This window comes from Enteroscipio rubneri (assembly GCF_002899715.1).
Classification (GTDB): domain Bacteria; phylum Actinomycetota; class Coriobacteriia; order Coriobacteriales; family Eggerthellaceae; genus Enteroscipio; species Enteroscipio rubneri.
On the sequence record NZ_PPEK01000013.1, the window covers coordinates 1 to 20,195 of the forward strand.

At 62.0% G+C, this 20,195-nt stretch carries 12 protein-coding genes; 7 read left to right on the top strand and 5 right to left on the bottom strand.

Annotated elements, in window-relative coordinates; genetic code table 11:
• Positions 1 to 144: 144 nt before the first annotated feature.
• A complete protein-coding gene (locus tag C2L71_RS09645) occupies positions 145 to 1,443 on the top strand; it encodes an aspartate aminotransferase type Ic (protein ID WP_103265553.1) in 1,299 nt (432 codons plus the stop codon).
• A 65-nt stretch (positions 1,444 to 1,508) separates the two neighbouring features.
• Here C2L71_RS09645 and C2L71_RS09650 read toward each other — a convergent pair whose 3' ends face one another.
• From C2L71_RS09650 to C2L71_RS09665, 4 genes are all read right to left on the bottom strand, one after another.
• Positions 1,509 to 2,240: a response regulator transcription factor gene (locus tag C2L71_RS09650; protein WP_103265554.1), complete on the bottom strand. Its 732-nt coding sequence runs from the start codon at positions 2,238 to 2,240 to the stop codon at positions 1,509 to 1,511.
• On the bottom strand, positions 2,218 to 3,966 hold the full coding sequence (locus C2L71_RS09655) for an ATP-binding protein (protein WP_170042489.1): 1,749 nt from the start codon (positions 3,964 to 3,966) through the stop codon (positions 2,218 to 2,220). Before C2L71_RS09655 ends, C2L71_RS09650 begins: the two co-directional genes overlap by 23 nt.
• A 151-nt stretch (positions 3,967 to 4,117) precedes the next feature.
• A complete protein-coding gene (locus C2L71_RS09660) occupies positions 4,118 to 4,696 on the bottom strand; it encodes a 4Fe-4S dicluster domain-containing protein (protein ID WP_103265556.1) in 579 nt (192 codons plus the stop codon).
• Positions 4,697 to 4,708: 12 nt separating this feature from the next.
• Entirely contained in the window at positions 4,709 to 7,324 is a 2,616-nt protein-coding gene (locus tag C2L71_RS09665) for a molybdopterin-dependent oxidoreductase (RefSeq protein WP_103265557.1), read from the bottom strand.
• A 289-nt stretch (positions 7,325 to 7,613) separates the two neighbouring features.
• Between C2L71_RS09665 and C2L71_RS09670 the strand changes: the two genes are divergently transcribed.
• Positions 7,614 to 8,297, top strand: a complete 684-nt coding sequence (locus C2L71_RS09670) for a TorD/DmsD family molecular chaperone (RefSeq protein ID WP_103265558.1) — start codon at positions 7,614 to 7,616, stop codon at positions 8,295 to 8,297.
• 658 nt (positions 8,298 to 8,955) lie between these two features.
• Here the strand turns inward: C2L71_RS09670 and nifJ are convergent.
• Positions 8,956 to 12,498 (bottom strand): pyruvate:ferredoxin (flavodoxin) oxidoreductase, encoded by a 3,543-nt coding sequence (gene nifJ, locus C2L71_RS09675; RefSeq protein ID WP_103265559.1) that lies wholly within the window; start codon positions 12,496 to 12,498, stop codon positions 8,956 to 8,958.
• Positions 12,499 to 13,232: 734 nt separating this feature from the next.
• Here nifJ and C2L71_RS09680 point away from each other — a divergent pair.
• From C2L71_RS09680 to C2L71_RS09700, 5 genes are all read left to right on the top strand, one after another.
• Positions 13,233 to 14,825: an ABC transporter substrate-binding protein gene (locus C2L71_RS09680; protein WP_239926604.1), complete on the top strand. Its 1,593-nt coding sequence runs from the start codon at positions 13,233 to 13,235 to the stop codon at positions 14,823 to 14,825.
• A 341-nt stretch (positions 14,826 to 15,166) separates the two neighbouring features.
• Positions 15,167 to 16,123: an ABC transporter permease gene (locus C2L71_RS09685; RefSeq protein WP_103265561.1), complete on the top strand. Its 957-nt coding sequence runs from the start codon at positions 15,167 to 15,169 to the stop codon at positions 16,121 to 16,123.
• Between the two features lies 1 nt (position 16,124).
• A complete protein-coding gene (locus tag C2L71_RS09690) occupies positions 16,125 to 18,152 on the top strand; it encodes a dipeptide/oligopeptide/nickel ABC transporter permease/ATP-binding protein (protein WP_103265562.1) in 2,028 nt (675 codons plus the stop codon).
• On the top strand, positions 18,149 to 19,024 hold the full coding sequence (locus tag C2L71_RS09695) for an ABC transporter ATP-binding protein (RefSeq protein WP_103265563.1): 876 nt from the start codon (positions 18,149 to 18,151) through the stop codon (positions 19,022 to 19,024). The genes C2L71_RS09690 and C2L71_RS09695 overlap by 4 nt, the downstream gene beginning before the upstream one ends.
• A 187-nt stretch (positions 19,025 to 19,211) precedes the next feature.
• Complete coding sequence (locus C2L71_RS09700) at positions 19,212 to 20,183, top strand: dihydrodipicolinate synthase family protein (protein ID WP_103265564.1); 972 nt, start codon at positions 19,212 to 19,214, stop codon at positions 20,181 to 20,183.
• Positions 20,184 to 20,195 lie beyond the last annotated feature (12 nt).

The window sequence follows — 20,195 nt, forward strand, 5'->3', positions numbered from 1 at the left end:
GCCCCGTCTCGCCCCCTGCCGCCCCGCGCGCCGGCGGAAACGGTATCGACGCCCGCCGGGCGAATCCCTATACTGGAACGGTATGTTCGACAACGGGCCGCATGAGGCCGGCCTGCAGCGGAGGCGACGAGGGAAGGAAGCACGATGCCCACCTATGTGGAATTGGGAAACGACGAGCTTGCAGCTCTGAAAGATCGACTGGAGCGCGAGCATGCGGAGATCAAGGCGCGGGGCCTGTCCCTCAACATGGCGCGCGGCAAGCCGGCCAAGGCGCAGCTCGACCTCAGCATGCCGCTGCTCGAAACGATAACCACGCTCGAAGATTGCGTGTCGACCGACGGCACCGACTGCCGCAACTACGGTGTGGTGGACGGTCTTCCCGAAGCGAAGGCGCTCATGGCCTCCATGCTCGACGATGATCCGGAGAACGTCATCGTGTGCGGCAATGCCAGCCTCAACATCATGTACGACGCACTGGCTCGCTGCTGGTCGTTCGGAACGCTCGGCAGCACCCCGTGGAGCAAGCTCGAAACCGTGCGCTGGATCTGCCCCGTGCCCGGCTACGACCGCCACTTCGGGGTGACCGAGGCCTTCGGCATTGAGATGATCCCGGTTCCCATGACCGACGAAGGTCCCGACATGGGCGAGGTCGAGAGTATCGCGGCGTTCGACGAGAACGTCAAGGGCATCTGGTGCGTGCCCAAGTACTCGAACCCCGGCGGCATCACCTATTCCGACGAGGTGGTGCGCCGTCTGGCTTCCATGGTCTGCGCCGCCGACGACTTCCGCATCTTCTGGGACAACGCCTATTGCGTACACCACCTCTTCGACGATGCGGCCGAACAGGACCAGCTGCTCGACATCGGCCACGCCTGCGTCGAAGCCGGCAACCCCGATCGCTATTTCAAGTTCGCCTCCACGTCGAAGGTGACCTTCCCGGGCGCCGGCATCTCCGCGCTCGCGGCCAGCCCCGCCAACGTCGTTGAGATCAAAAAGCGCATGGGAGTGCAGACCATCGGCCACGACAAGCTCAACCAGCTGCGCCACGTGAGGTTCCTGAAGGATGCAGAGGGTCTGGCGGCGCACATGGCAAAGCACGCAGCCATCCTGCGCCCGAAATTCGAACTAGTGAACCGTAAACTGGAGGAGAGCCTGGCTGACGTGGGCGGTTGCTCGTGGAGCAAGCCGCGCGGCGGCTACTTCGTGTCGTTCGACGCTCCCGAGAGTACCGCGAAGCGCATCGTCGCGCTCGCCAAGGAGGCAGGCGTCACGATGACCGGCGCGGGTGCCACGTTTCCACTCAAGCAGGATCCGCGCGACTCGAACATCCGCATCGCCCCCACCCTGCCCCCACTCGAGGAACTCGACGAGGCGATGGACGTATTTGCCTGCTGTGTGAAGCTGGCCTACGCCGAGCATCTGCTGGCGCGTCGCCAGGCCTAACTGCGCGCAGATGCGCATCGCAGCGGCAAGAAAGCCGCCCCGTGCGGCTTTCTTGCCGGTTTAGCTCAGACATCCTCGTCGTCGTAGCGCTCGATCATGCTGTCTTCGCCCAGCCGGTACCCCTCCCTCCATACCGTCTGCAAGTAGCGGGGCTTGGACGGATCATCTTCGATCTTGCTGCGAATCTTGCGCACGAATACGGCGATGCTGGCCGATTCGGGCATATAAGCCTGCCCCCAGACGTTCTCGATGATGCTCTGCGCCGTGAACACCTCCCCCAGATGATTTGCAAGAAATGCGATAATCTGGAACTCCTTGGGAGTAAGGTTCGCGTACTCGCCGTGTACGAGCACCTCGTTTTTCTTGAGACGTATCTCCATGTCGCCCACGCGCACCACCGAGCGACTGCCGCGTCTTGGGATGCCGTCCTCGTTGAGCCTCGCGCGCCGCAGCCCCGCCTCGATACGCATGAGCAGCTCCTGGCCGTTGAAGGGCTTCGCAACGTAATCGTCGCAACCAGCGGCGAACCCGATGCTTTTGTCCACGATATCGCTCTTCGCCGAAAGCATGATGATGGGCACCTTCGGATCGAGTCCGCGAATATCTCGACACAAGTCGAACCCGTTCACCTCCGGCATCATCACATCGAGGATCACAAGATCGGGCCGTTCTCGTTCGAACATCCCCACAGCCCGAGCGCCGTCGAGCACCGAGATGCACGTATGCCCGCGCCGCTCGACGATCTTGCAGACGGCGTCGCACAGATCGCGTTCGTCATCGACGATCAGTATCTTCATCCAGTTCGTCCTCCTCCACCGTTTCGACGGGAAGCGTCACGGTGAACGTGCTTCCCACCCCCAGCTCGCTTTCGACGCTCACCGTCCCGCCCAGCACCTCGACCGTCTTCTTCACAAGCGAAAGCCCCAGGCCGCTGCCGCGGTATTTACGCGATATCGATGCATCCGCCTGCACGAACCGATCGAAAATCCCCTCCAGGCTATCATGCTCGATGCCGATGCCGTCGTCCTCGACGGCGAACGACACGGTTGCGCTGCGCGCGTCGAACGTCGTAAGCAACCGTACGTGACCGCCCTCCCCGGTGAACTTCACGGCATTGCTCATGAGGTTGCCCAGGATCTTCTCGATCTGCACCCAATCCCCCTTGATGAGCGGAACATCGCCGGGCACCTCGGATGTCACGGTTATGCCTTTGCCACGTGCGATAGGATCGGCAAGCGCGGTCACAGCGCACACCAGATCCACGAGATCGATGGTTTCGCGCGCAATCTCAAGCGCGCCGGACTCCACGCGCACCATGTCGAGCGCGTTATTGACCATCTCCAGAAGCGTCAAACTGTGCGCCTTCACCTTCTCGATACAATCGCGGCTTTCCTCGCTATGCTTTTCGCCCGAAATCTCCCATAAATCAACGAAGGCCAGTATAGCTGTGAGCGGTGTGCGCAACTCGTGGCTCAGGATGGCGACGATGTTTGTCCGGTACTCGTTCTCCTCCTTGAGCTTCTCGTTCGTCTCCGCCAGCATCTGGTTCGCCCGAGCGATACGCTCCCGTTGCTCCTCCAGCAGTGCGTTCGCTTCACGGTAGAGCTTCGTCCTGCTGTCGACCTTCTCCTCGAGCGTGGTGTAGAGCACATCGAGCTCCCGCGCCATGGCCTCCACGCCCGTGGCAAGGTCGTTCAGCTCGCGAGAATGACCCATACCCTTGAGATCCACTTCTAGGTTTCCACGTCCCACCTCCACCGTCGCGTCCTCGATGCGCGCGATGGGCGCCGTCACGTTGCGCCGGAAGAAGAGCACGCTCGCACCGAACGCCACCGAGAGGAACAGCACGAAAAACACGGCCGTACGGCCCGTATTGAGATCGATGCCGGCCTGATACAGTTCGGCCGGCGCCGTGATACTCACCGCTCCGCCGATATCTCCGATCCGAAGGCCTTCCTTCTCGAAGCCGGTCACATCGAGTTCGCCCTTCGGACCTCCGTGGCAGTCCATGCAGCTCTGGGTCAAATAGATCGCGCCCACGTAGCGGAAGTTTCTACCGCCCTGCTCGTCGTCGACAAAATCGTAGTATTCGTCGGAACCTTCGTTGTAGAAGCTTTCGAAAGCCGCCTGCTCGAACATGTCCGGCTCGTCGAGAGCGTTGCGCGGATCGATGCGCGTGTAGCGCAGCGTGTACTGGTAATCGGTGCTCATGGAGAACAACTTGCCTACGCTTTTGCCCACAAGCGAGCAGTACAATCCTTTGAAGTCATACGTGCCGTCGCTGTCGTAGTTGATGTTCGGCTGCTCATAATCAATGAAATCCCACGTGGCTCTCACAGACTTCTCCAACACGCGAGCTTCCGAGAGCATCTGCTGCTCCATCTGACGCGCTTGCTCGCTATACGACCACGCGGTGTACGTCGCCACCAGAACCGTCGCGATGCATGTCATCAGTACGACGTACTGCACAATCAGCGGCCGCCTTCCACGCGACGCCGCCCGCTCGTCCCGCTTCATCCCCATCCACCCCCTACCTTTGCAGACCGCCGCGCAAACGGACTGCATGTGCCATGCGAAAACCGCGCGGCACATGGTGCACCATACCCAAAACGCAATTACGCCGCAAGCCGTTCCTCGCGGCTTGCGGCGCTAATCGTCGTGTCGAAACGGCGGTTTAGATCATGATGGGCTCGCCCAGACTCTCAGCCGCCACCGAGCGGGGCTTGATCAGCGTGTTCGGACCGGTCTTGCCCTCACCCATAGCCGGAAGCTCACTAACCAGGCCTTCGCCGTGCTTCTCTTTCAACTCCTCAACATCGCCGAAATCGAGGGCGCGGTATGGACACGCCTCGACGCATGCCGGCTGATATCCTTGGGCGCGCAGCTCGATGCACCCGTCGCACTTGTACGCGAGACCGGATGTCTTGTCGATGCGAGGCACGCCGAACGGGCACGCATTCTCGCACGACGAGCATCCGATGCATTTCTCGTGATCGATGGTCACTGTGCCGTCGTTCTCGTCTTTGACGATGGCGCCAACGGGGCACACATCCTTGCAGGCCGGCACTTGGCAGTGGTTGCAGGTCGCTGCAAAATGGTACATTTTTACGCTCGGGAATGCTCCGACCTGGTAGGTGCGCACCTCGCGCAGCACCGTGCCTACTTCGAGGCGGTTCTTGTCCTTGCACGCCACCTGACAGGTCTTGCATCCGGCGCATCTCGTCTGATCGTAGAAGAAGCCGACTTGGTTCATAGCCATCCCCCTTTAGTCCAGCGAGACGATGCGCTGCGGCAGCGTGCAGTCGGCGGGCAGCGCCTCGCCCTCGTAGCGCTCGAAATCGCAGTTGTAGTTGTTGTATCCCGACGTTCCCATGCCGCTTGTCACCGATCCGCACAGAACGTTGTCTGTACCCGCGCGATCGACCCCGGCCTCTTCGTCGTAGTCGAGCCAGGCGCCATGCGGCAGACCAACGCAACCAGGCATAATGATCTCGGTCACCGAGGCTGTGCGCAACGTCGCACCGTGCGCATTGAACACCCGCACGGTATCGCCGTCGGCAACGCCCTTGGCCGCCGCATCCGACGCGTTGACGAACACCGGATTCGGCCACGCCTCGCGCAGCCACGGGGCGTTGTCGAGCACCGGATGCGCTCGCCTCAGGTAGTGCGGGTTGTACACCACGAAGGGATACGCGCTCGGCTCGCCGCCGACCACTCCGTCCGCAAAGGTGCCCTCGCGGCCTTCGGGAGCGGGCACGTAGTTCGGATACGGCTTGAAGGTGCCATCGGGGCTGTATCCCATGCTGTTGAGCATATCGGACTTGTACTGGCAATAGATCTCAAACTTGCCGGAATCGCTCGGGCGAGGATTCGCCTGGGGATCCTCGATAAAGTCCTGGTACCCAATGCGCACGTACGAGTCGCCTTCGGCGCGTTTAATGGTGTAGCACCCGTTCTTCAGGAACTCGGCAAGACCTACGACGCCTTCCTGCGGCTCGCCGTCGCAGCCCCATGCATCAATGTCTTCTTGCGTCACCGTCACAAGCGTTTTATTCTCGCCCGCCTCGTCGACGAACGTGCAGCCGAGAATCTGATTGAAAAACTGCTGCTTCTCATTGATGGGCCAGATGTCTGTCGGATCCATGCCCAGCCTCTCGGCCAGCATCGTCCCGATCTCCTGGTCGGTCTTCGCCTCGAACAACGGCTCCGTGACCTGCGTGTACACTATCACGGTCTCGCGACTGCGCTGGTGTCCGGGGAAGCCGCCCACGCGCTCCCATTCGGTGGTGATGGGCAGCACGATATCGGCGTACTTCGCCTGCGCGTTGAAGAAGTGCGACGAGCACGTGACGAATTCAAGCGAGCGGATCGCCTCGACGGCCTTCACAGCGGACGGCGTGTTCTGTATGCGCGCTGCGCCCTCAAGCGACAGATACCTGATATCTGCCTGCTTGATGTCCTGCGCGTTGAACTCATCCGAATAAGCCATACCGGTGCTATTGAACGAGCCATCGAGCATGCTCTGCCAGAGAAGTGGCGCCGAGATGCATTCCGTAATGGGGTTCTCGACAACGGGAAGTCCCGTTTCGCCGAACGCGGCCAACGTCGGGCCATGCGTACCGGCGAACGTCTTGTAGGCGCCGCCGCATGCATGTCCCGATTTGCCCATATGACCGCCCATGGCGCCCACTGTCATGAACAGCTGGGGCACGTTGTCTGCGCTCGCACAGCGTGCAAGAGCGTAGTTGTGCAGCAGCATGACTTTGCGATCCTTGCCGATGGTGCCCGCAAACCACGCGATATCCTCTTCGGTCGCTCCGCAGATGGCGCTCGCCCATGCCGCGGTCTTGGGGACGCCGTCGTAGTCGCCCATGAGATAGCCTTGGAAGTTCTCGTCAAGCTTCGCATCGGACGGCATGTGGTCCCCGTCGAAGCCCACACAGTAGGTGTTCAGGAAGTCGCGATCCACCACGTCCTGCTGGATCATCTCATAGGCTACGCCCAGCAGAAACGCCGTGTCGGTGCCTGGATAGATGGGAATCCAACGCGCATCGAAGTACGCGGCCGTAGCATTGTACGACGGGCCCACGTACACGAATTGGACGCCGGCCGCGATGGCCTGGTCGAAGTTGTTCATCGTGGTGCCGCCCGATGACCACACCGGGTTGCCGCCCATGAGCGCGATGGTCTCGGCGTTCTTCAAATCGAATCGGTCGTTCGTCTCCCCAAGGTCGGCGCCCGGCAGCCCGAGCTTCGACACGTTGAACGAATACGTGCCGCACGAGCTGGTGTCCGTGACCTGAATATAGCCGCCCAACTTCGCGAGCACCTGCTCGATACCCGGACCGCCGTTGCCCACCACCGAACGCGGACCGTAGGCATCGTAGATGCGCTTGACCTCGTCGGCGATATAGCCGATAGCCTCATCCCAGGTGATGCGCTCCCACTCATCTTTGCAGCGCAGTTCGCCATGGGCGTTTTCGCCGCCGCCCGGCTGCCAGCTCGCCCGCTTCATGGGGTACTTCAGACGATCGGCACCAAAGCACTGCTGTTGTTGCGAGCGGCCGCGGGGACATCCGCGCTGCTGCAGCCATTCGAAGCTGTCCTCGTGGGACGTGTCGCTGCCCTGCCGGACGACGACGCCATCCTTCATGAGCACGCGATTGACGCAGCGCCCGCCGCAGTTGTGCCAGCACGCCGCCGATATCCACTCGCCCTCGTCAGCGGCTGGCGTAGACGCCCCCTGCTGCCCCTGCCCGTCAGCCTGGCAGGCGACGAGCGACGAAGATGCCGCGAGCGATGCCGCGAGCACTGCGCTGCCCGCTACGAAGCGGCGACGGCTCAGCGCACGCTCAGAGATCTCCGCAATGAGATTCCCCATGGGTTCCCCCCTACTCCTCGATCCTTGCTTTCCGATGATCGCGCCTGCGGTACGAGTGTGGGGGGCATGAAGAAGTTCGAAGCTCTGCAGCACATATCGCCGCTCAGCCGTTCGGCCCGGCCCCGAGCGCCCCTTTCGACATCGATGATCCCAGGTCTTGAACATCGGTTCCGACACGCTATAATATAGCCGCTCAATCGGGAGGTAACAAGCATTTCACCTGGTAAGAGCGATAGTTTTTGAGTAATGAAGCTTAACGCCCGGTAAGGAACACGGAGAGGAATCAGCCATGGAAAACTCTCGGGATGCAACCGAAGCGATCCTCCGCCAACGTCACCTCGCGCTTCTGCTCTTTCGTCGAGCATTCGCCGAAGAGCCGGATGCCGCATTCATGGAGTCGATGGCAAGCGCAACCGCCATCGAGGCTATCGAGGTGTTCGCTGCGGCTGATCCCCGGTTAGCGGCCATGGCAAGCACCATGCGCGAACTTCCGCAGGCAAGCGAAGCTGCCCGCTTCCTCGATGAAGCCCGGGCGGAATACACGGCGCTGTTCATAGGGCCGGCGAAGGCTATCGCGCCGTTCTGGGAGTCCGTGTATCTTGATCCTCGCGAGCTACTGTTCCTCGAAAGCACTGCCGATGTGCGCAATCGATACGAAGCCGAAGGCTATCGTGTCGGCACGACAACGCGCGAAGCGGAAGACAGCATCGCGTTCGAGCTCGATTTCATGGTCTGTCTCGCTGAGCGTACGATTGCGGCGTTTCGTGACGGAGATGGCCAGGAGTTCGCGCGCCTCGTACGCGTGCAGCAGGCGTTCGAGCAAGACCATATGCTCGACTGGCTTCCCCAGTTCGCAGAGCGCGCGAAGGGCGTTCCCTCCGCTTGCCTGTATCCGATGCTATGCGCCGCCGTCGCCGCATTCGTAGCCGTCGATACCCACATCCTCGAAGAGTTCGCCGAAGAAGCAGCCTGACAACCTGCGGCATGTCTACCTCGCTTCGGCAGCTGGATTAGCGAATTCTGCGAGAAAAACGAGGTATGGGAAGGCTAGCAAGACTTCGGATCCAAACCGTCATCGCGTGACCTGCGCAAACGCGGCTAAGGACTCGCACGCCCCCTTCGCAAGGGGCCCGAAAACCGGCTCCGGGGTTCCCATACCTCGTTTTCTTGACGGAATTTGGCTTTTCAGCTGCCGAACCAAAATCGACATGCCGTCGGATGTCGATTTTGGTTCGGCAGCTGAAGCCTCGTTTTTTTGGCAATAAAACACCGAATAGGGAAACCTCAACCGCCTGGAGGCAGGACCGATCGGCTTCTTGCAGTAAAAGGCCAGTTCGCGAAAAAGGTCTCTTTCTTTTCGGGGTGCGATACTTCCGAATTGGTTTTTTGCCATCGGAGGCCCATCGCGCGCATGGCGGCCGCACGATGGGAACGCACGCGCGACCTTTCGTTCCAAGCGCGCTTGTCCATGAGCAAACGCTCCCTAAGCACACCATGACCAGCACACTAAAGCCTCGACTCTTGCGGGGGCTCCAACCGCGTCCTGTACAGCACTGAAAAGCCCCCGGCGAATTGCCAGGGGCTCTGATGTGCAGCAGGCCTATGAAAGCCAAAACCGATGAAGGCTGCTTCTACGCTTCCGCGTAGACGTCCTTGAGCTTGAGCAGGTGCTCGTAGCGCTCCATAGCCGCTTTCTCATTGCGCAGGAACAGTTCGGTAGCACGCTCGGGGAACTCGCGGGTCAGGCGGCTGTAGCGCGCTTCGTTCATGAGGAACTCCTGATAGCCGCCCGCAGGCTCCTTGGAATCGAGTACGAACTTCTTGCCGGCCGGAGCAGCGGGGTTGAAGCGGAACAGGTTCCAGTAGCCGCAGTCGACGGCCTTCTTCATCTCGTCCTGGCAGTTCGCCATGCCGCCCTTGATGGAGTGCATCTCGCACGGCGAGTAGCCGATGATGAGCGACGGTCCGTGATACGCCTCGGCCTCGGCGATGGCCTTGATGGTCTGGGCCGGCTTGGCGCCCATGGCGACCTGCGCCACGTACACGTAGCCATAGGCCATGGCAATCTCGGTGAGACTCTTCTTTTTGACCTCTTTGCCCGCAGCGGCGAACTCGGCCACCTGACCAATGTTGGTCGCCTTCGAAGCCTGGCCACCGGTGTTCGAGTACACCTCGGTGTCGAATACGAACACGTTCACGTCCTCGCCCGAAGCCAATACGTGGTCAAGACCGCCGTACCCGATATCGTAGGCCCAGCCGTCGCCGCCGAAGATCCAGACAGACTTCTTGGACAGATACTCCTTGTTCTCGAGTATGTCGATAGCGTAAGGGCACCCCTTGGCCGCCGACTCCTCGGCCACGGCGATAAGCTTCTCGGCCGCCACGGTGTTGGCTGCGCCGTCATCCTTGGTCTCTAGGTACGCAGCGATAGCTTCTTTTACCTGATCCGGAGCCTTTTCATTCGCAGCCCACTCCTCAAGGATGCCCTCGAGGCGGCCGCGCACGGCCTCATGACCAAGCAGCATACCCAAACCGTGCTCGGCGTTATCCTCGAACAACGAATTCGACCACGCCGGGCCGCGCCCATGTTCGTTCACCGTATAGGGCGAGGTAGCCGCCGGGCCGCCCCAGATAGAGGAGCAGCCGGTTGCGTTCGTGATAAACATGCGGTCGCCGAACATCTGCGTAACGAGCTTGGCATATGCCGTCTCAGCGCAGCCCGCGCAGGCGCCCGAGAACTCGAGCAACGGCTGCTTGAACTGGCTGCCTTTTACCGTCGCGTCGGCCAGTTCGGGCTTTTCGGCCACGTTGTCCACGCACCAGTCGAAGACTTCTTGCTGTGCGAGCTGCGTATCGGTGTCCACCATGGCAAGGGAATCGGACGGGCACACGTTTACGCACACGCCGCAGCCCATGCAGTCGAGCGGCGAGATGGCCAGCGTGTACTGCATGCCAGCAGCAGCCTTGCCCTTCGCCGGCACCATGACCGTAGCAGCGGGCGCATCGGCAGCTTCGGCCTCAGTGAGCGCGAACGGGCGGATGGTGGCGTGCGGACATGCAAACGCACACTGATTGCACTGAATGCAGCTCGCGGCATCCCACACCGGCACGCTTACGGCCACACCGCGCTTCTCGTAGGCGGCCGCGCCCTGCTCGAATTGGCCATCCACGTGGTCGATAAACGCGGACACCGGCAAGCGGTCGCCGTCCATGCGGCCAACCGGCTCCATGATGCTCGTGACCTGCTTCACCAGCTCCGCGCGACCCTCGAGCTCAAGAGTTTCACTCTCGTCAACCGCGTCGGCCCAGCTGGCCGGAACATCCACCTGAACGAAAGCGGTTGCGCCCGCATCGATGGCCCGGTGATTCATGTCGACGACATCCTGGCCTTTTTTCAGATAGGACTTCGTAGCCGCGTCCTTCATGTACTGGATGGCCTCTTCCTGCGGCATGACGTTCGCCAAGGTGAAGAACGCCGACTGCAGGATGGTGTTCGTGCGCTTGCCCATACCGATTTCACGTGCGAGATCGATGGCGTTAATAGTGTAAAGCTTAATGCCGTTCTGCGCGATGTAGCGCTTCGCCTCCGCGCTCAGGTGATGCTCAAGCTCCTCAGGTGTCCACTGGCAGTTGATCAGGTACGATCCGCCCGGCTTCACGTCGTTTACCATACGGAAGCCCTTGGTGACGTAGGAGGGATTGTGGCAGGCGACGAAGTCGGCCTTGTTCACATAGTAGGGGCTCTTGATGGGCGAATCGCCGAAGCGCAGATGGCTGATGGTCACGCCGCCGGTCTTCTTGGAGTCGTACTGGAAGTAGGCCTGCACATACTTGTCGGTGTTGTCGCCGATGATCTTGATGGAGTTCTTGTTCGCACCCACGGTGCCGTCGCCGCCCAGGCCCCAGAACTTGCATTCGATTGTGCCTGCAGCCGCGGTGTTCGGGCTTGTCGGATCTTCGGGCAGCGACAGGTTCGTCACGTCGTCGACGATGCCCACGGTGAACTCGCGCGCCGGCGCGTCCTTCTCGAGCTCCTTGTAGACGGCAAACACCGACGAGGGCGGCGTGTCCTTCGAAGCTAGGCCGTAGCGTCCGCCCACGACAACAAGGTCGGAGCGTCCTTCGTGCGACAGCGCGTTGATGACATCCATATACAAAGGCTCGCCGAGCGCACCCGGCTCCTTCGTGCGGTCCATGACGGCGATCTTCTTGACCGTGGTCGGCAACGCCGCCACGAACTTCTCGGATACGAACGGACGGTACAGGCGCACTTTCACGAGGCCCACCTTCTCGCCCTGTGCGTTGAGGTAGTCGATAACCTCCTCTACCACGTCACAGAACGAGCCCATGGCCACGATCACACGGTCGGCATCGGGCGCGCCGTAGTAGTTGAACAGCTCGTAGTTCGTGCCGAGCTTTGCGTTCACCTGATGCATGTAGCTCTCAACGATGGCCGGCAGCGCATCGTAGGCGCCGTTGCAGGCCTCGCGGTGCTGGAAGAAGATATCGCCGTTTTCGTGGCTGCCGCGCATGGCCGGGCGCTCCGGGTTGAGCGCATGGTCGCGGAATTCGCGCACGGCGTCCATGTCGCAGAGCTCGGCGAGATCGTCGTAATCCCAGACGGCGATCTTCTGAACCTCGTGCGATGTGCGGAAGCCGTCGAAAAAGTTGATGAAGGGGATGCGGCCCTTGATGGCAGCCAAGTGCGCCACGGCGGAGAGGTCCATAACTTCTTGCACGTTGCCTTCTGCAAGCATCGCGAAGCCCGTCTGACGACACGCCATAACGTCGGAATGGTCGCCGAAAATGGAAAGTGCTTGCGTGGCCACCGTGCGGGCGCTCACGTGGAACACGCTTGGCAGTTGCTCGGCGGCGATCTTGTACATGTTGGGGATCATGAGGAGCAGGCCCTGTGACGCGGTATAGGTAGTGGTCAGCGCGCCGGCAGCCAGCGAACCGTGCACGGCTCCCGCAGCACCGCCTTCGGACTGCATCTCACACACCTTTACCTCGGTACCGAAGATGTTCTTCTTGCCCGCGGCGGACCACTGGTCCACCAGATCGGCCATAGGGCTCGACGGGGTGATGGGGTAGATGCCCGCCACCTCGGTGAACGCATAGGAGACGTACGCCGCGGCGTTATTGCCGTCCATCGATTTGAATTCTCTCGTCATATTCCTCTCCTTTGAAGGGGGTTCCGCGTTTACCGGTCGACCACCTTCGAGCGCATGGCGCCCGAACGAAGCGCATCGGCGGACCGCAGCCGCTCCTCCTGCTCAGAACTCTTCGTCTGCTTGGACATACCGCCCATCATACCAGCACGCACTCGTATGGCGCAGGGGCAAGCGGCGGGCGGAGCAAACGGGGGCGTGTCGAATCGGCAAGCGGCTGCAAATGTGATGAGGGCGTGAAGGCGTTGCCTTCTTGCCCGACTCAACGATGCAAGGCTGCCGGACGCGAGCAGGTCGAGGGCACGTTTGCCATCCACCCGGCGCAACGCACTCGCGTTCGACCCTTCCGGCGCGTACGTTCGCAGCCTTGAACTCGTCAGCCTCAACAGCACCTCACGCTATCCATCCCATCGCGTTCATGTCCCCGATGATACCACGCACCTGCGGGAAATCGACATGCTGGGAGGCTCCGCGAGCCGACGATAACGCCGCAGCTCGGAAGCCCATCGACCCTGTTCGGAGAGGCGCAAGAGGTCCTAACCGCATCGAAACGCCGCCGAGAGCCGGTTCGAGGACACCGCCCTTCGCCGCAATCGCGATGAAGATACTTTCTTTTCCTACCGATTTCGCCGATAATAGGGCCCGCTGTTGTGCACGTGCTCAAACGCATGCGCACATGTACGATCCGGGACCGCAGGTCCCGGCACCGAAACGGAGGGAAACCTATGGAACAGCATATGAAAGCATCGTTGACTCGCCGCACGTTCCTGGCGGGAAGCGCAGTGGCTGCGGCGACGGCCGGCCTCGCGCTCAGCGGCTGCGGCAGCAACGACACGAGCTCCAGCTCCGGCTCCACCGACTCGGGCACGGCGGCTTCGGGCGGCGCCTTGACGGTCGCCAGCATGAACACGACCGACACGTACATGCCGTTCAACTGCTCGAAGGCATTGGCGCTCGGCGCGAACTGGCATGTCATGGAGGGCCTATACGAGCTCGACATGGCCACCTACAAGCCCTACGCCGCCCTGGCCGCAGGCGACCCGGTGGAGGTGTCCGAGACCGAGTACGAGGTGGCGCTGCGCGACGGCGCCGCATTCTCCGACGGCACGCCCGTCACCGCCGAGGATGTGGTGAAGTCTTATGAGCGCACCATTGGCGAAAAGGGCGCGCTGTACCTGTCCATGCTGAACTTCATCGACAGCATTTCCGCAAAGGATGACTCCACTGTCACCATCAAGCTGGCCTACCCGTTCAGCCTGCTCAAGGAGCGTCTGCCGCTCATTAAGGTGGCTCCAGCTTCGGCCTCCGACGACGTGCTGACCTCCCAGCCGGTTGGCACCGGCCCCTGGATGTACGCCTCTGCCCCGACGGAGCAGGCAATCGAGTTCGCACCGAACCCGAACTACAACGGTTCGCACCCGGCTAAGGCCGACACCATGCACTGGGATATCATCGCCGACGACACGGCGCGCACCACGGCTTTGCAGGAGGGCACCGTGCAGGTCATGGAGAGCGTGCCGGCCGATGTCGCCGACCAGCTCAACGCCGCCGGCGCCACGGTCGACGACGTGCAGTCCTTCGGCTTGGCCTTCATAATGTTCAATACGAAGAAAAAGCCCTTCGACGACTACCGCGTACGCCAGGCGTTCCTGTACGCCATCGACATGGAGAAGCTCATCAACAACGCGCTGTCCGGCAAGGCCACACCGCTCAAAAGCTTCTTGCCCGAGAACCACGCGAACTTCCACGAGGCATCCACGGTGTACGCCTACGACCCCGAGAAGGCCAAGAGCCTGCTCGCCGAGGCCGGTGTGAGCGATCTGTCCATCGTACTCAATACTACCGACACCGGCTTTATCGTGGCACTCGCACCGCAGATCCAGAACGACCTCAAGGAGATCGGCGTGACGGTGACCGAGATCAAGTCCGAGCCGTCCAAGACGATGTATCCGAACTACACCGACACCGACGACCCGCAATTCGACGTGGTGTTGGCCCCGGGCGATCCGAGCTGCTTCGGCCTCGATCCCGACCTGCTCATGAACTGGTGGTATGGCGACAACACTTGGACGCAGAAGCGCACCCAGTGGAAGGGATCGGACGAGTTCGCACAGCTGCAGGATCTGCTTTCCCAGGCTGCTCAGGCCGCAGATGGCTCCGCGCAGCAGGAGCTGTGGAACCAGTGCTTCGACCTCATCGCCGAGCAGGTTCCGCTGTATCCGCTGTTCCACCGCACGGTTTCCACTGGCTACTGGGCCGATCAGCTCGACGGCTTCAAGGCCATCGGCACGACGTCGGTCAGCATGATCGACGTGGCTCCCAAGGCGTAAGTTGCCACATACGGTGAATTCGCGAACTTGAGAACCGGCCCTTCGCGGGCCGGTTCTTTTTCGCCTGGAAACCGAATGCCCGCTGCTGCCGCTGCATCCAGGCAAACTCGGATCGATCGCCGCCTCAACGTCGCCGAAGCGATCGCCTTCGTGCTGCGCAGAGACGCGGACCTTCGCCCGCCCGCACCCGAAGCGACCATGCGTTTCCAAGGTCTAACCTGCGCGCATTCGATCTTCGAAACCCTGCCAACTTGTATATAATGGAAGCGTCTGCGCACGGTCTATGCAGATGCCCACCCGACATGCGGGCACAGCCCGCCGACACGCGAAAGGAGGATGCGGTGAACAATCTTCTGCGGCTGATCGGCAACCGACTGATCGCCCTGCCGATCATGATATTCGGCGTCACAATCCTCACCTTCTTCCTCATGTCGTTTTCCCCCGTGGATCCAGCCTACTCGGCCCTGGGAGAAAGCGCATCCCCGGAGGCCATCAGCGCCTACCGCGAAGATCATGGCTTGAACGATCCGTGGATCGTCCAATACGGGAACTTCATGGCGGGGCTCGTGCAGGGCGACATGGGCACCTACGGCGCTAGCCAAGCCTCCGTGGGAGACCGCATCGCCGCCGCTCTCCCCATCACGCTGCAACTCACTTTCATCGGCCTCATCATCGCTGTCGCGCTGGCCGTGCTGCTGGGGGTGATCTCGGCCGTGTTCCGCGACAAATGGCCCGATCAGATCATCCGCGTGTTTTCCATCGCCTGCATCGCCACGCCGTCGTTCTGGCTCGCCGTGCTCATGATTCTACTGTTCTCGTCGATGCTGCACATCCTGCCGGCCGCAGGCGCCCTTCCCAGCTTCTCCAGCGATCCGGGCGGATACCTGGCGCGCATGGCCATGCCTGCCATAGCCTTGGCCGTGCCCGTCGCAGGCCAACTCACGCGCGTGATCCGCACATCCATGGTCGAGGAGCTCGACAAGGACTACGTGCGCACCGCCATCGGCGCAGGCATTCCCCGGCGAACGGTCATCGCGCGCAACGTGCTGCGCAACGCGCTTATCACGCCCGTCACCGTCATCGGTCTCAAGATCGGCTATCTGATCGGCGGTGCAGTGGTGATCGAAGTCATCTTCAACCTTCCTGGCATGGGCATGGCCATCATCGAAGGCGTGCAGGGCAACTATCCGGCGCTCGTACAAGGCGTTACCTTGACCGTAGCCATCACCTTCATCGTCATCAACATCATCGTCGACATGCTGTACATCCTTATCAACCCCCGAATCAGGACGGTGTAGCATGGTGAAGCTCAGAGGAAATCTCACTGCAACCATGGAAGCTAACGCGGGCACCGTTCGCTTCCGTCACTGGCGCGCGATGACGCTGGGAGCGCGCATCTCGCTCATCGTGCTCGTGCTCATCGCGCTCACGGCTATCTTCGCCCAATGGATCGCGCCCCACGACCCGCTCGAAATCTTCATCGCTCGCCAAGCACCCGATGCACAGTTTCTGTTCGGCACCGATGACAAGGGCCGCGACGTGCTCTCCCGCATGATGTACGGCGCGCGCTATTCGCTTGTCATCGGTCTGGGCGCAACGGCCTTCGCGCTCGTGTGCGGATCCATCATCGGCTCCATCGCCGCCGTCGCGCGCAAGTGGGTGTCCGAAGTCATCATGCGCTGCCTCGACGTCATCATGTCGTTCCCGGGCATCGCGCTGGCCGCCACGTTTGTCATCGTGTTCGGCAACTCGGTTCCTTCGCTCATCTTCGCCATCGGCTTTCTCTACATCCCGCAAATCGCCCGCATTGTACGCGCGAACGTGGTAAGCGAGTACAACCAGGACTACGTGCGCGCTGTGGTCGTAGCGGGCGCACGCGCTCCGTGGATCCTCGTCAAGCACGTGATCCGCAACTGCCTCGCGCCGGTCATGGTGTTCACCATCGTGCTCGTAGCCGACGCCATCGTGTTCGAAGCGTCGCTCGCCTTCATTTCCGCCGGCATCCCCGAACCTACACCCACCTGGGGCAACATCTTGGCCGACGCGCGCAACGGCGTGCTGGCCGGTCGGTGGTGGCAGGCGCTGTTCCCCGGTCTGGCCATCATGATCACCGTGTTGTGCCTGAACATCCTGTCCGAGGGCATTACCGACGCCATGGCCGCAGCGCCGAAGGCTCCCGTCAAAGCCGCCGACGATGCGCTCGCCGCCAACCGCGAAGCCGACAAGCTCGTCGCCGACCCGACGCTCGCCTACGCAGCGCAGTCCGAAATGCTCGAACAGCGCCTCGCCGAGCTGCAAGCCGTCGAGAAAACGCGCGACGACCGCTTCCCTGCGCGCACAGACGTGCCGCCGATCCTAGAAGTCAAAGACCTCTGCATCAAGTTCCCCCGCCATGGCGATGTGAATGTGGTCGACCATGTGAGCTTCGTCGTGCGTCCACGCCAGACCATGGGTCTTGTAGGCGAATCCGGCTGCGGCAAGTCCATCACGTCACTGGCCATTATGGGGCTGCTCGATCCGAAAGCCCACATAACCGGCGAAGTGCTCTACGATGGGCAGAACCTACTCGCCATGGACGCGAAGCAGATGAACGCCCTCCGCGGCCGCGAGATCGCCATGATCTACCAGGACGCCCTTTCTTCGCTGAACCCCTCCATGCTCATCAAGTCGCAGATGAAGCAGCTCACCTCACGCGGCGGTACACGCTCTGCCGAGGAACTCTTGGAGTTGGTGGGCCTCGATCCGAAGCGCACGCTGGATTCCTATCCCCACGAGCTTTCCGGCGGCCAGCGCCAGCGCGTGCTCATCGCCATGGCGCTCACGCGCGATCCGAAGGTCATCATCGCCGACGAGCCCACCACGGCCCTTGACGTGACCGTCCAGAAGCAGGTCATCGAGCTCCTCAACAAGCTGCAGAAGGAACTGGGCTTCGCGATGGTGTTCGTGAGCCACGATCTGGCGCTTGTGGCCGAGGTGGCCAACTCCATCACGGTCATGTACGCCGGCCAGGTGGTGGAGCAAGGTCCGGTCACGGATATCCTGTGCCACCCGGTACACGAGTACACGCGCGGGCTTTTGGGCTCGGTGCTGTCCATCGAAGCCGGCGGCGACCGCCTGCACCAGGTGCCGGGCAGCGTGCCCAGCCCTCGCGACTTCCCAACAGGAGACCGCTTCACTCCTCGTTCGAGCCACCCCGACAAGGTCTCGCAGCTGCGTCCTGTGCTCAAGCGTGTGCCCGATACCGACCACTACTTCGCCGAGCTGCCCGACAGCGAGCTCAAGCGACTGGGCATCAAGCCCTACGTTCCAGGAGGTGCGATCATATGAGCGATCAGCAACGCGTGATCGACGGCACTGCCGCTCCTGCAGCCGCCGATGCGGGCGGAACGAGCGAGCCTGCCCCCATCATCTTTCTCGACGACATCAGCGTGACGTTCAAGACGCGCACCGGATCGATACTGCACCCGAACAAAGTGCAGGCCGTGCGCGGACTCACGCTCAAGCTCATGCCGGGCGAGACGCTCGGCATCGTGGGCGAGTCGGGCTGCGGCAAGTCGACGACGGCGAACGTCATGTGTGGTTTACAGGCTCCCACGACGGGTAAGGTGTTTTTCAAGGGCCAGGACGTGACGAAGCGCACGGCCGAGATGCGACGCGTCATCGGGCGCGTGATCTCGGTGGTGTTCCAAGACCCGGCGACAGCCCTCAACGCGCGTATGAGCGTGCACGACCAGCTGCTTGACCCGCTCAAGGTACACAGGATCGGCGACAAGGACTCGCGCGAGGCGCGCGTGCAGGAGCTCATCGAGATGGTCGGTTTGCCGGGGTCGGTGCTCGACGCGCTGCCAGGGCAGCTCTCGGGCGGTCAGCGCCAGCGCGTTGCCATCGCCCGTGCGCTCTCGCTCAAACCCGATGCCATCATCGCCGACGAGCCCACGAGCGCCCTCGATGTGTCGGTACGCGCGCAGATCCTCAACCTGCTCATGGACCTGAAGCGCGATTTAGGCCTGTCGATGGTATTCATCAGCCACGATATACAGACGGTGCGCTACATTTCCGATCGCATCATCGTCATGAACGCCGGTCGAGCCGTTGAGCGCGGTACGTCCGAAGAGGTGTTCGCGCGTCCGAAGGACGACTACACGAAGCTGCTTCTGGGCGCCGCGCCTTCGCTTCTGCATCCCGAACTGGGCAAGTAATACAGGAAGGACGGTTTGGCGCGCTCTTCTTGCCATGCTGGGCGAGACGCGTTCGTCGGATCCCGAGCGCCCCGGTTCGCCGGGGCGCTTTTTATGTGATGGACAACCGAATACGTTGACGCTCTCCCTTGGTGGCCTTTACCCTTTTACCGTTTGCAACGAGACCTGGAAAAGAGGATTATCCCCTATGACCGATTCACCGTTTCGCGGCGTCATCCCCCCGGTCGTCATCCCGCTGACCGAGAAGCGCCAGCTCGACCTCGAGGCGCTCGAGCGCTCCATCAACCGCATGATCGAGGCCGGCGTCGATGGCCTGTTCTTCTTGGGCTCTTCGGGCGAGGTGGCCTTCCTCACCGATGCGCAGCGCTATCACGTGCTGCAAGAGGCCATCGCCATGGTGCACGGCCGCGTGCCGGTGCTCACGGGCATCATCGACATGGAGACCATGCGCGTGGTCGACCAGGCCAAGCGCGCTACGGGATACGGCGTCGACGCCCTCGTGGCCACCGCTCCCTTCTACGCGCTCGGCGGCCCCAAAGAGGTGGAGCGCCACTTCCGCGCTATCCGCGAGTACACCGACCTGCCGTTGTTCGCCTACGACCTGCCCGCCTGCGTGCACACGAAGCTCGATCCCACGATGCTCGTGCGCCTCGGCGAGGACGGCGTGCTACAGGGCGTGAAGGACTCCTCGGGCGATGACGTGTCGTTCCGCTGGCTGTGCCTGCAGAACGAGGACGCCGGCCACCCGCTGCAGCTGCTGACCGGCCACGAGGTGGTCGTCGACGGCGCGTACCTGGGCGGCGCCGACGGTTCGGTGCCGGGCCTCGCGAACATCGATCCGGCCAGCTACGTGGAGCAGTGGCGCGCTGCACAAGCCGGCGACTGGGAGCGCGTGCGCGAGATCCAGAACCACCTCGCCCGCCTCATGTTCGTCACGCGCGAAGTGAAGGCCACCGTGGGCTTCGGCGCCGGCGTGGGCGCGTTCAAGACGGCGCTGTGGCAGATGGGCGTGTTCAACACGAACCAGATGCGCGAGCCCGTGTGCGCGCTGGAGGGCGAGGACGTGGAGCATATCGTGAGCGTGCTGAAGAAGGCCGGCCTCATGGACGCCGACGCGCCGACGCGCGTCGCGCATTGGAACGCCTGCCCTACCGAATGACGAGACAAGGAG

Coding starts and splice junctions, on each gene's coding strand:
- C2L71_RS09645 (WP_103265553.1), top strand. CDS start 145: ATGCCCACCTATGTGGAATTGGGAAACGACGAGCTTGCAGCTCTGAAA.
- C2L71_RS09650 (WP_103265554.1), bottom strand. CDS start 2,240: ATGAAGATACTGATCGTCGATGACGAACGCGATCTGTGCGACGCCGTC.
- C2L71_RS09655 (WP_170042489.1), bottom strand. CDS start 3,966: ATGGGGATGAAGCGGGACGAGCGGGCGGCGTCGCGTGGAAGGCGGCCG.
- C2L71_RS09660 (WP_103265556.1), bottom strand. CDS start 4,696: ATGAACCAAGTCGGCTTCTTCTACGATCAGACGAGATGCGCCGGATGC.
- C2L71_RS09665 (WP_103265557.1), bottom strand. CDS start 7,324: ATGGGGAATCTCATTGCGGAGATCTCTGAGCGTGCGCTGAGCCGTCGC.
- C2L71_RS09670 (WP_103265558.1), top strand. CDS start 7,614: ATGGAAAACTCTCGGGATGCAACCGAAGCGATCCTCCGCCAACGTCAC.
- nifJ (WP_103265559.1), bottom strand. CDS start 12,498: ATGACGAGAGAATTCAAATCGATGGACGGCAATAACGCCGCGGCGTAC.
- C2L71_RS09680 (WP_239926604.1), top strand. CDS start 13,233: ATGAAAGCATCGTTGACTCGCCGCACGTTCCTGGCGGGAAGCGCAGTG.
- C2L71_RS09690 (WP_103265562.1), top strand. CDS start 16,125: ATGGTGAAGCTCAGAGGAAATCTCACTGCAACCATGGAAGCTAACGCG.
- C2L71_RS09695 (WP_103265563.1), top strand. CDS start 18,149: ATGAGCGATCAGCAACGCGTGATCGACGGCACTGCCGCTCCTGCAGCC.
- C2L71_RS09700 (WP_103265564.1), top strand. CDS start 19,212: ATGACCGATTCACCGTTTCGCGGCGTCATCCCCCCGGTCGTCATCCCG.